The organism is Planctopirus limnophila DSM 3776 (genome assembly GCF_000092105.1).
In the GTDB taxonomy this organism is placed as follows: Bacteria; Planctomycetota; Planctomycetia; order Planctomycetales; family Planctomycetaceae; genus Planctopirus; species Planctopirus limnophila.
Genome location: NC_014148.1, coordinates 1,844,189 through 1,856,076 on the forward strand (window position 1 = coordinate 1,844,189; position 11,888 = coordinate 1,856,076).

An 11,888-nucleotide genomic window follows, 5' to 3' on the forward strand; every position below is an offset into this window, starting at 1 on the left:
ATCGATTGTCTGTCAAAGTTAAGCCAAAGTCGGTTGACTCAACCAGAACTCGTTGAGCCCAAAGCTCCCTGTTCTCGCAAGAAGCGATCGTACCTTGAGGTATTTCCCTCAGGTTCAGCATGATCCCCCAGAAATCAGGAGGATTACAGACTAGTGGATAAGTATTTCCCGATGTGATCTGCAAAATTGAAAAAAACAGATTGAAATTGGAGAAAAATCGCCACATTGTATTTTGCGTGGTGAAAACAATTCGGCTCCATGACGAACCTTTCGAGATTTGCCCAAATGCTGTTTGTCAGAATTTTGCTGTGCCAGCTTGCGTTGATGGCTGTCAGTTCATGGACACTTCAGATTGCCTGCGCGGAAGGGAAGCCACTGAAAGTGTTTATTCTTGCGGGGCAATCCAATATGGAGGGGCACGCACGCGTTGAAACTTTCGACTACATCGGTGACGACCCTGTCACGCTGCCGCTGTTGAAGAAAATGCGTGGCGCTGATGGCAAACCTGTGGTTTGTGAAGGAGTGTGGATTTCCTACTTCACAGGGAGTGGCGACAAGAACGGAGAAGGCTTTGGCCCTTTGACTGCGGGGTATGGATCTCGCCGCAATCCTCAAGAGGATGGTGGAAAAATCGGGCCTGAGTTCACTTTCGGGATCGCCATGGATGCCGCTTTTGAGGAGCCCGTCCTCCTAATCAAAACGGCCTGGGGTGGAAAAAGTCTCAATACCGATTTTCGTCCGCCAAGTGCCGGCCCCTACGTCTTTAATGAAAAGCAGCTCAGCGATTTCCGCAAGCAAGGCAAAGATATTGAATCGATTCAGAAGGCAAAAGCCGAAGAGACAGGGCACTACTATCGCTTGATGGTCGATCATGTGAAGCACGTATTGAGTGATATTCCACGTGTCTGCCCGCAGTACGATGAGAAGCAGGGGTATGAACTCTCCGGTTTTGTCTGGATGCAGGGTTGGAATGACCTCGTTGATACCGGAACCTACCCCAATAGATCAGAGCCAAATGGATATGCTGCTTATAGTGAGGTAATGGCACATTTTATTCGCGATGTCCGCAAGGATCTCAATGCTCCACAGATGCCATTTGTGATTGGTGTCCTGGGAGTCGATGGTGGAAAACGCAATCTTCAAACCGCAAACTTTCGTGCGGCCATGGCTGCACCAGCCATGCTTCCTGAGTTTCGTGGAAACGTTGCTGCTGTTGAGACCGCTCCTTATTGGGCGGAAGAGCTGGGAGCAATCGCTCAGAAGTACGATCAAGTGCGGCAGATGAATTATTTCCTGAATTCAAAGCATAAAGATCATGCCAATGCAGATGGTTCGATGACGGAAGAGCAGAAGCGGGCATATCTCAAGCAGTACGAAGAGAAACTGATTTCCCCAGCAGAGGTGACTCTATGGAAACGGGGTGCCTCCAATGCCGGGTATCATTACCTGGGCTGTGCGAAGACGTTTGCTCAAATCGGCAATGCATTTGCGGAGGCCAATCTGAAGTTACTGAATGAGGAAAATCGTAAGTCGTCGCGATAGTGGATGAGTTTGAAGTATTTGTGTCGATGTATGGTGTGTTAGTGAATCGGAATTCTCAAGGTGGGGCAATTCGAGGTGATCGGATCAAAGAATGGCACTCAATTGTTAAAGACCCATCAGCAGGTATCATGGCGCTTCATTTTTGTAAATCTCATCGTGTTATGGGCTATGCAATGGGGTGCTGCTAAGCCTGCCTTATCGGCCGAAACCGAGAGTGCAGCCTGGCCTGGCCTGCATCCACTTACTGCAGCACAAGTGGGTAGTCTGCTGATTCATGAGTTGAAGTGCGGAGCCTGTCATACTGGGGTTGAGAGCGGAAGGATCTCCGAAAAGACCGCTCCCGATTTGACGAACGTGGGGGGGCGAGTCTCCCCAAAGTATCTCCAGGAGTTCATCGCACATCCCGCTCAAAAGCATCCCGGGACAACGATGCCTGATCTCCTGGCATCGCGACCTGAAACTGATCGCACAGCGATCGCAGAGGCTATTACCCAATTTCTGGTGGATCAATCCAAAGAAAAGTCTCTGCCAGCAGCAGGCAGCCAGTTCGATCAACTGCGTGGAAAAACTCTCTATCACTCCATAGGTTGTGTTGCCTGTCATGGCCCTCGGGAGGTCTTCGAGCAAGTCTCTGAGAAACCGAAGGAAACGGATGACGATTTCGATGATGAGCCCGAAGATCATCGTGAAAAGCGAGTCCAGCCAGTCGCTTTCGGTCTTGATCATGTCCGAGAGAAATACAACGTCGCTTCGCTGAGTCAATTCCTGTTTGCACCGCTGCATGTTCGTCAGTCAGGGCGCATGCCTGATATGAAACTGAAACCCGACGAAGCTTTGTCGATAGCGGCCTATCTGGTCGGAGATAGTAAGGTCGACGAATCGTTAAAAACCGACGAACGTCTGGTGCACCGTGGACGACAATATTTTCAAGAGCTGAATTGTGCGGCTTGTCACTCTCTCCCTGGTATCACTGCAGCCAAGCGAGTGAATCGTCTATCAGAAACCAGCCTTTCCCGTGGTTGTTTGACGGGCAAGGGCGGGAAATCTCCACGATATGCTGTGAGTCGGGAGCAGCGTCTTGCCATGGAGTTGTTCATCAAGGAGTCTACAAAAAGCGATTCTCCTCCTGTCATTGATACGGATCAGGTCGCCATTGCAAAGACACTTGCGACATTTCACTGCATTGCGTGCCATACCCGCGATGATTTCGGAGGGGTACCTGATATCTACAATATGTTTTTCACGGGGAACGACTTGAAGCTGGGGGACGATGGGCGGATTCCACCGCCACTCACTCATGTGGGTGCAAAGTTACGGCCTGCCTGGCTCAAAAAAGTCCTTTTCGATGGTGAGAGTGTGCGTCCTTATATGGTGACCCGCATGCCTCAGTATGGAGAGCTGAATATCGGCCATTTGCCCGAGATGTTTGCCAGTGTGGATCATCTTCAAGGGAAAGACCTCACGATTCCTGATGTCGAGGGAGCTAAGCCACAGGACCGAGAACGGGAGAAACTTTTGCGACAGGCTGGTCGGGAGTTGTTAGGAGATAAAGGTCTCAACTGTATTGCCTGCCACAGCTTTAATGGACGATCTTCTCAGGGAAGCCAGGGAATTGATCTGCTCACAAGTTATCAGCGGCTCCAGCCACAGTATTTTGATAGCTATTTAAGAAATCCAGGCTCCTTTCGTCCTCGAACCGTCATGCCTACGGCGTGGCCGAATGGAGTTGCGACGTTTACCACCATTCTTGACGGAGAGACAGACCACCAGATTGAAGCGATCTGGTACTATTTGTCACTGGGAACCTCTGCCGCGGACCCATCAGGTTTGCGAAGTGTTAACACAAAGTTGGTTGTGGATGGTTCAAAGGCCCAGATTCATCGTGGCAGGAGTCGTATCGCCGGTTATCGCGGCATTGCTGTCGGCTTGCCAGAAAGGTGGAACTACGCATTCAATGCAGAAACAGGGACGATTTCCGGAATCTGGAAAGGGGACTATATTCAGGTGAACTGGAGTGGCCAGGGATCGGGTGATTTTCAACCTGCGACTGAAGCCGTCACCCTCCCGCAGGATGTCTCTTTTCTGCAATTCGAAGGCGAACCAACTGTCTGGCCCAGAATGCCTGTCATGACGAAAGAGGCTCGCACAAACCCTGATCCACTCTATCCGAAGAACGTCGGTTATCAATTTCGAGGCTATACTTTAGATGAAGATCACATTCCTACATTCTCATATCGATCTGGTGCCGTTGATATCTTTGATCGCACACAGATACTGGGAGATCCTGGTAACGAACGCTTGCAGCGGATCTTCCGGTTTGAATCGCCGACGACTCAAACGTTGTGGTTTCGCGGGTTGGCAGGGAAAATCACCAAGGAGGATTCGCAAACCTTTCGTTTGGGAAACCTTCGATTGTCTATTCCTGAGATCCCATTCCGACTGCGAGAAATACCAGATCAAGCCGGCGAAGTCGAACTCCTGATACCACTTCAAATTTCTCAAGGCCAATCGACTTTGGAGGTGAATTATGAATTACTTTCAAAGTAGTTCCTCGATGATTATCGTCGCTTTGTTGACGATCGGATTTTCATATGTTCACTCAGTTTCTGCAGAGGAAGTTGGTGAACGCTGGGGCACGGAAGAGCGAGAGCGGGCCTATTATCCCATTGTCAATATTCCACTCCCCAAAGAGACCGTTATCGAAGCCGGGGCCTTTGCGACACTACCTGATGGTCGTGTCGCCGTTGGAACACGCCATGGCGAGATCTATATCATTGACGGTATTGACGATGAAAAGCCGAATCCAAGGTTTCACCGTTTCGCCTCGGGGTTGGATGAAATTTTCGGGCTCTCTTGGAAAGACCAGTCTCTTCTCGTCACCCAAAGCTGCGAACTGACTCGTGTGAGTGATTCCGATGGCGATAGAATCGCTGATCGTTTTGAGACGATTTCTGATGCCTGGGGCTATGCGAATTATCACGAGTATGCATTTGGTTCGAAGCCGGATTCCGCGGGAAATCTGTTTATCGCTCTTGGACTTTCGGAGTCTTACCACTCTTATGCACTCAATCGCGGTTTCATTATGAAGGTGGCTCCTGATGGAGCGACGACAGCTTTCGCCAGCGGTTTGCGAAGTCCCGGCGGAATTGGTCATGATGAGCATGGGGCATTGTTTTATATTGAAAGTCAGGGTCCCTGGAACTGCTCATGCAGCTTGAAGGCGGTTACCAAGGGGAGCTTTCACGGGCATCCGGCGAGTTTTCCGTGGTATAAGACGGCTCCAGAACTGGGCCCTGTCCCAGTGATGCCTACTTCTGGTACAAGAGTCGTTACTGAACGTCAACGCGTAGCACAACTTGCCCCCTACGCCGTGATTTTTCCGTATATTCGCATGGGCCGGTCGATTACCGCTTTCACGGTCAATCAGACTCGAGGAAAATTCGGCCCATTTGAAAACCAGTTATTTCTCGGTGACTACACACAATCAATCGTCATGCGGGCCACGACGGAACAGGTCAAAGGAGTATGGCAAGGAGCCTGCTATCCCTTCCGGGAAGGCTTATCGACGGGGATTCTCAGCGTCGAATTTACGCCTCAAGGCAAGCTGTTAACTGGTGGTACCAATCGCGGCTGGCCTGTTCGAGGTATCAAACCTTTCGCTTTGGAGCGAATTGAGTGGAATGGGAAAATGCCATTCGAAATTGAACGGGTGACGATCGAGCCTGAAGGGTTCAAACTGACGTTTACAAAACCTCTTAGTCAAGAAGTCGGACAACTGCCAGAATCTTATAAAGTCTTCGGTTTCACGCATCCTTACCATGCTGGCTATGGAGGACCGGAAATCGAAAAACATCAGCCAATGATGCAATCAGTTGAAATTTCCCCAGACGGCAGTTCTGCGAAAATAAAAATTGATCGACTTCAACCTGGATTTGTGTATGAGTTAGATTGTTCAAGGCTACGTTCAATCGATGACGAATCTCTTCTTCATCACCATGCCTTTTATACAGTGAATGAAATCCCCGATAAGGTCGGTGATGTTGTGAATGGGAAATAGTCAAGCATTACCATCTGGGAAATGTTCGGTAGAGTAACGGAGAATGATAAGTACGTTCCTCAGCGGGGCCGCGCTTGGTTAGCGCGGAAGACGCCATGGATCAGAGCTTCAGCCAAGAATGTTCAATCGCTTCAATGGGGCCGCGCTTGGTTAGCGCGGAAGACTTCCCGATCCGCAACCCGCCAGCGCCAAGAGGAAGAGGCTTCAATGGGGCCGCGCTTGGTTAGCGCGGAAGACACGACCGTAGCAATCGCAACGCATGACAATGCAAAGCTTCAATGGGGCCGCGCTTGGTTAGCGCGGAAGACTCGATCAATGCGGCGTAAACGACATCTCCTTGCCGCGCTTCAATGGGGCCGCGCTTGGTTAGCGCGGAAGACGTTGTCGATCTCATACACTTCCACCAGCGAGAATGGCGGCTTCAATGGGGCCGCGCTTGGTTAGCGCGGAAGACCGCGCGATCCGGCAGAGGAATCCATGTTTTTCAGAGAGTGCTTCAATGGGGCCGCGCTTGGTTAGCGCGGAAGACTGCCCTGTCGGGCCGAATATCCAGCCGAATGGGGTGCTTCAATGGGGCCGCGCTTGGTTAGCGCGGAAGACCGGAGGTTTGATGCTGCGGCAATCCATTTTAGTTCAGTGCTTCAATGGGGCCGCGCTTGGTTAGCGCGGAAGACACCGCTTTGATCGAAGCGCCTGTGGCTGTCACATCTGCGCTTCAATGGGGCCGCGCTTGGTTAGCGCGGAAGACTTTGCAAACTATCTGTCATGTGTGAAGACCAGATTTTGCTTCAATGGGGCCGCGCTTGGTTAGCGCGGAAGACCTGTCGTTCTGCAGAAACTGATGAGGCATGCCGACATGCTTCAATGGGGCCGCGCTTGGTTAGCGCGGAAGACGTCATGCTTCCACAGCTTACGGATGCCCTGCTGACGCTTCAATGGGGCCGCGCTTGGTTAGCGCGGAAGACGTTGCTGCGGTTCCGGTTGCGGTGCGGGCAGCCACCGCTTCAATGGGGCCGCGCTTGGTTAGCGCGGAAGACGCAGTTCTCAACGTGATTGCAGCATCTGTCCAATTACGCTTCAATGGGGCCGCGCTTGGTTAGCGCGGAAGACCCTATTTGCTGGCTATGCTTCAAGCTGTAGAAACTATGCTTCAATGGGGCCGCGCTTGGTTAGCGCGGAAGACACTCTCGGTCGACGCCGCTTAGGTCAGGAGTCACCAGGCTTCAATGGGGCCGCGCTTGGTTAGCGCGGAAGACCCGGCCCGACAATCGCACCGCTGGCGTCGATTGTTAGCTTCAATGGGGCCGCGCTTGGTTAGCGCGGAAGACATCAACAGCCAAAAATCATCATCTCTAGTCTTTACGAGCTTCAATGGGGCCGCGCTTGGTTAGCGCGGAAGACACGATCACGAATTCACCATCTACATCAGCAATCTCGCTTCAATGGGGCCGCGCTTGGTTAGCGCGGAAGACCGCCCGTGTTCCAAGTCGCGGAGAGTAAAGACTTTAAGAGGCCTGTTTCGAGAGGTAGCATTTCTAGAGAACTTAAAATGTCCGTTATGATGTGATTGATTTTATAACTCCTTATACCAGAGCCGGTTAACTGTTGCGAGCGATTCCGGGGTTTTTCGTGGCACTGAACCTCTCGATTCAGAGATTGTGAAAAAAACTTGGGGAAATCAGAGAAAGGTCATCTCGCGTTTGCAGAGCATTCATGGGTATGCGCGTGAAATTGTCGCCGGATGTTTGGAAAAAGATCGTTTCAACGTATCCGCGTTTTGTATCAGAATGAACCAGCTTCGAAAACAGAATTATATTCTTGTTCCAGAAAAACATTTACTAAATCAAACGCTAAATCACAAAGGCCTTTCGTTCGGGAATTTCGGTTCTTGGATTGCCCCAGAACTCGACGCAATCGTCGCCGCGAGCGCCTGCCGGTCCAAGATCGACCACCATCACTCGATCTTCCACAAGATTGAGGATTTCCCACAAACCCTCTTTCAGCGACATCAGCTGAAGCTTTGAAAGTTCGCATCGAAAAACAGAGTATTGCAATGAAGTGCCAAATCCGCAGAGTTTACGATGAGTTAAACGTAATCTCTTGGCATCGGAAACATCGTACGAAATCAAATAGACATTTTTCATTGGTGTTCTCTCTGAGAAGCCAGTCAAGCGGATCATTAACGAGTGCAGAAGCCAGGATATTTATCGAGTTCGCCAAGTAGAACTCGGGAAAGTAAGCGAGCCTGGACTTCAAAAAGCCGGCGGTAGCTGATCTTGTAGCCGAAGATGGGGTGCGTAATCTCGGTTTCCATCCGCCGCTCATAAGCGGCAATGACGGCTTTGCGACCTGTTTCTGTCAAAGCGACGCTTCCTGCACGACGGATAAAGCTTTTTGGGCTGACTTCCTCGTTGTTAATGAGCGTAAGCACTGTTGAGTCTCCCACGAGCGGACGGAACTCTTCGGCAAGATCAAGTGCTAAAGAAGGTCTGCCATAGCGAGGCTGGTGCAGAAATCCGAGGAATGGATCGAAGCCGACAGCTTGTGTCGTGATCGTCAACTCTTTGGTTAACAGCGAATAGACAAAAGATAGAAGCGCATTGACGGGATCGGTCGGAGGGCGGCGATTACGCCCTTCGAGATTGAACTCATCTCCACCTCTAAGCAATCTGGAAAATCCTGCAAAATAGGTCTTCGCAGCCATTCCCTCCAGGCCCATGAGAGAATTCAAATTATCGACCTGCTCGACTTTCTGAATGTAATCAGCAAGGCGGTCGAGATCGCTTCTATGCTTGTCGTCAGCGTGTCGCCTTAACAGTGTGCGTGAGTTTTTGATCTTTGCAGAAATGAAACCACGCGCTATCGACAGGGCGGCCTGAGGATCAAAAGCCGCCTTCGACTGGGCCATGCGCAACTCGACGTTTTTGTGGCACATTCCCGAAGTGAGTGCCGTGAACCATCCGCCGTAGGAAAAGTAACTGATGGGGATATTGCGGTCCGCCAGTTCTCGAATTGCAGCGGCTGTGACCTGCACATTCCCCATCAGGCAAACTTGTGAAACTTGAATGAGTGGAATGAACAGTGGAGAGGATTTCGCGGGAGTCAGTTTCAGACGCTCGCCATCTTTGCCTATATAGGTTCCTTGATCCTGAACATAAATTGGCAGTGCATCGTCACGGGCGGGAACAAGTTTGCGGATACTTTCCGAGCTCTCTGGAGCCGAATCTTCCCTGGTGCTATTTCTAAGGCAATTGGTTTCATCGGGGAGGCAAATGCTGACAAGAGAACATTTCGGACATTTGGGGCTATCAACAAGCGGGGCGGGAATCTGGCGTGTGGAGGCCATGTGCCGCATTTCGCGAACCAGTTCGCGCGTGCGGGCAATCAGGGTGTCGTCAAATTGAACACGAATCCGGCGTCGGGATTCGATGTAATACAATTCGCCATAGTCGCATTCGTAGCCATTGGCCTTCAGAATCAAGCCTTGAGCACAAAGTTGAACCCGTTCTGGTTCCCAAGCCTGGTGAGGAACATCGGGAACGTTCCCTCTTTTGTAGTCGATCGGGACTGCTTTCGAACCTTTCAGTTCAATCAGATCAAGTTTGGCCAGCAATCCTTCAGAGGGTGCAGAGAGCATCAAAGCCCGAGCCGCCAAGCTGTCGGCTGTGATCTCCTGGATTGCAGAACCTTCACTGACATGGTGAGAAGATTCGTCTGGGTTTTCATCAGGAGCATCGAATGATTTTTTGGTGGGGATATCCACATTTCGATGTCCGAATGTCCCTTCTTTGGTCTCGATGTTGTCTCGAAACTCACCTTGCACCCATTCAAGGTAAGCCAGTCTGGGGCAGTAGGTGAATTCGTTGAGCATACGAGCGGGAATAAGATCATCAGCCGACTGTGACTGATTTTCTCCTTCCCCTGTGAAGAGCGCTTCGAGATCGAGAGAAGGTGGGCCGGGGACAGGGCTAATCATGATACGACGCCTACTGAAGAAGGAATCGTCCATGACGAACGCTAGCAACCGCCGAAAGCCGGGCGGCCCCCGAACTTCAACCAGATTATCAAAGAGCAGATGTTGCCCTGGACTACTGGCGAAAAATCAGTAGGTACAGTATGGGCAGTCAGTAACCAGCGTTGTAAAGATCAGAAAGTGAAAAATCAATAAACTTTTCTCAGACCGTCAACTTTATGTGTGGTTGGTGGAAATGAATTCAGTATTAAGATCGCTAAATGTTTTTGGTTTAGGCTCCTCTGTCGCTGGTCACTACAAGATTCAGTGCAGTGATCTCGCGGAGACTTGTGAGGCTTTGACAAAGCTCTCGCCTCTACTGGATATTGCCCGCGCTATGGCCTGCTGCACACTCATGGGATTGATCGAAAAGACTTTCAAAGCTTGAGTGTCTTGAACCACAGTAGGGTTCTTCAATCCTTCAATGAGATGGCGACCAACTTCGTAGGTGGCCGGGGTGACGAGGGCGAGCCAGAGACCGGAAAGATAAGGCGTCAAGATTGGCACAAAGATCAGCCATCGATGCAGGCCTTGTTGCCGGGCGTACTCGCGGATCAAGTCGCCATAAGTAACAATATCGGGACTGCCAATCTCGAAGATGCGGCTATCGCCTGTTGGCAAGTCTTTCGCGGCGGAAAGATAAGCCAGTACGTCGTCAATCGCGATGGGTTGAGTGGGAGTGGCCAGCCAGCGAGGGCAGATCATGACAGGGAGTCGATCTGTTAACGATTTCATCAACTGGAAGGACAGACTCCCCGCTCCGATGACCATCCCGGCTCGAAATTCAATCGTTTCGATACCCGACGCCTGTAAGATCTCGCCCACCTCGTGACGACTCCGCAGGTGCGGAGAGAGTTTGTGGTCGTTGTCGTCACCGAGCCCGCCAAGATAGATAATTCGCTTGACGCCGGTTCGCCTGGCAGCGTCCGCGAAGTTTTGAGCTGCCTGGCGGTCTAGCTGCTCGAAGTTAGCCGATCCCGACATGAGATGTACGAGATAGTAAGCTGTGTGAACGCCTTCAAGGGCTGCATCTAAAGAAGCGGGATTCAGGACATCGCCTGGAACAATCTCAGTCGTATGCTTGATGAGAGGTCGTAATTTGGCTGGGTTGCGTGCCAGACACCTCAGAGTTAAGGGTTGTGCCTCAAGCAGCGGGAGCAGTCGCCCGCCGACATACCCAGACGCTCCCGTCAGCAGAACGGTATTCTCAGAAACGACTTGAGGCTTGTTGACTTCGGTGGACGGCATGAGTGGCTGTTAAATTCTCAGTTGGGCAACGGTTCACATAATGCCTATCATTCACAATTCCAGTTTACCATTTTAAGGGCTGAGAAAAATACTCGGCGGCAGGATGTTGAAAAAATGCGAATGTTGTACCTTCACAAACCGAGTGCAGATATTCTGGCTCGGTTCGTGGAGCAACAGAGGAAGCTGGATTTCAATTATTCTGCTGTAGGAGCCACTGCTTTGACGCCGCCCTCCGGGTATACAGTTGACGGCACTCGGATTGAACTGGGAACCGGGGAAGAGGTTTTTGACGCCGCAAAGCTTGCACTTCTGAACTGGCAGCAATTTCGACTGGGCTGGGTGGATGTGTGGTCGGCAGAAACTCCACTCGAAATCGGTCAAGTTGTGGCCATTATGGGGCAGGCGGTAGGGCTGTGGTGGCTGAACGCCTGTCGAATTGTTTACACCATCGATGAGTCTGGCCCGATCAGTCGTTTCGGCTTTGCCTATGGAACGCTGCCAGGCCATGTAGAAAGTGGCGAAGAGCGTTTTCTGATTGAGTGGGATCAAGATACTGACCGGGTGACTTACGAGATTCTGGCGTTCTCAAAGCCGAATCACATCCTGACTCGGCTCGGCTATCCGCTGGTACGACGTAGTCAGAAGCGCTTTGGTCGAGATTCCGCCGCATCGATGTTCCGGGCGGTCAACGAAGCGCAGATAGTGCCCAAAGTGTATCAACACACAGGACTCATGAGTCAGGCTTCTTGACGCATGTCGATACCCCACTGGCTGGAGCAGACCAGCGGGGCAATGAAACGGTCGCTGGTGGGACGTTTGTCAGGAACACCTTCAAAAAGGTGGTTTCACTGCAGCAGTCCTAGAAGTTTCGGACCGCAGGGTGGCCCCGGTTGAAAGTCTGATTTCTACCGGGGTGGCTTCACCACAGGAGGGCATTGGCAGAACCTTATCTCAGGCAGAGTTCTTTCTGAGATCCTCAGAAACTCACATGGCAGTTCTTTCGGCAGCAAGACCTCCACTGCCTGCGGC

Annotated in this window: 7 protein-coding genes and 1 CRISPR repeat array; of the genes, 4 read left to right on the forward strand and 3 right to left on the reverse strand. The window is 51.3% G+C overall.

The annotated features are described in order from the left end of the window. Positions 1 to 285: 285 nt before the first annotated feature. From PLIM_RS07445 to PLIM_RS07455, 3 genes are all read left to right on the forward strand, one after another. Positions 286 to 1,542, forward strand: a complete 1,257-nt coding sequence (locus PLIM_RS07445; RefSeq protein WP_013109702.1) for a sialate O-acetylesterase — start codon at positions 286 to 288, stop codon at positions 1,540 to 1,542. A gap of 156 nt (positions 1,543 to 1,698) precedes the next feature. After that, positions 1,699 to 4,089: a c-type cytochrome gene (locus PLIM_RS07450; RefSeq protein ID WP_148227020.1), complete on the forward strand. Its 2,391-nt coding sequence runs from the start codon at positions 1,699 to 1,701 to the stop codon at positions 4,087 to 4,089. Between the two features lie 7 nt (positions 4,090 to 4,096). Further along, positions 4,097 to 5,599, forward strand: coding sequence for a hypothetical protein (locus tag PLIM_RS07455; RefSeq protein WP_148227021.1), 1,503 nt, complete (start codon positions 4,097 to 4,099; stop codon positions 5,597 to 5,599). A gap of 56 nt (positions 5,600 to 5,655) precedes the next feature. Continuing rightward, positions 5,656 to 7,071: a CRISPR direct-repeat array (repeat unit 36 nt; unit sequence GCTTCAATGGGGCCGCGCTTGGTTAGCGCGGAAGAC). A 378-nt stretch (positions 7,072 to 7,449) separates the two neighbouring features. Here the strand turns inward: PLIM_RS07455 and cas2 are convergent. The 3 genes from cas2 to PLIM_RS07475 form a co-directional block, all read right to left on the reverse strand. Continuing rightward, positions 7,450 to 7,779 (reverse strand): CRISPR-associated endonuclease Cas2, encoded by a 330-nt coding sequence (gene cas2 / locus PLIM_RS07465; RefSeq protein WP_315849971.1) that lies wholly within the window; start codon positions 7,777 to 7,779, stop codon positions 7,450 to 7,452. Continuing rightward, the gene (locus PLIM_RS07470) at positions 7,779 to 9,575 is read right to left on the reverse strand and encodes a CRISPR-associated endonuclease Cas4/Cas1 (RefSeq protein WP_013109706.1); all 1,797 of its coding nucleotides are present in this window, start codon (positions 9,573 to 9,575) and stop codon (positions 7,779 to 7,781) included. Before PLIM_RS07470 ends, cas2 begins: the two co-directional genes overlap by 1 nt. 300 nt (positions 9,576 to 9,875) lie before the next feature. After that, complete coding sequence (locus PLIM_RS07475; RefSeq protein ID WP_013109707.1) at positions 9,876 to 10,859, reverse strand: NAD(P)H-binding protein; 984 nt, start codon at positions 10,857 to 10,859, stop codon at positions 9,876 to 9,878. 114 nt (positions 10,860 to 10,973) lie between these two features. On the opposite strand from PLIM_RS07475, the gene PLIM_RS07480 reads away from it, so the two are divergent. Further along, positions 10,974 to 11,609: a DUF1990 family protein gene (locus PLIM_RS07480; RefSeq protein ID WP_013109708.1), complete on the forward strand. Its 636-nt coding sequence runs from the start codon at positions 10,974 to 10,976 to the stop codon at positions 11,607 to 11,609. Positions 11,610 to 11,888 lie beyond the last annotated feature (279 nt).

Coding starts and splice junctions, on each gene's coding strand:
- PLIM_RS07470 (WP_013109706.1), bottom strand. CDS start 9,575: ATGATTAGCCCTGTCCCCGGCCCACCTTCTCTCGATCTCGAAGCGCTC.
- PLIM_RS07475 (WP_013109707.1), bottom strand. CDS start 10,859: ATGCCGTCCACCGAAGTCAACAAGCCTCAAGTCGTTTCTGAGAATACC.
- cas2 (WP_315849971.1), bottom strand. CDS start 7,779: ATGATCCGCTTGACTGGCTTCTCAGAGAGAACACCAATGAAAAATGTC.
- PLIM_RS07480 (WP_013109708.1), top strand. CDS start 10,974: ATGCGAATGTTGTACCTTCACAAACCGAGTGCAGATATTCTGGCTCGG.
- PLIM_RS07455 (WP_148227021.1), top strand. CDS start 4,097: ATGATTATCGTCGCTTTGTTGACGATCGGATTTTCATATGTTCACTCA.
- PLIM_RS07445 (WP_013109702.1), top strand. CDS start 286: ATGCTGTTTGTCAGAATTTTGCTGTGCCAGCTTGCGTTGATGGCTGTC.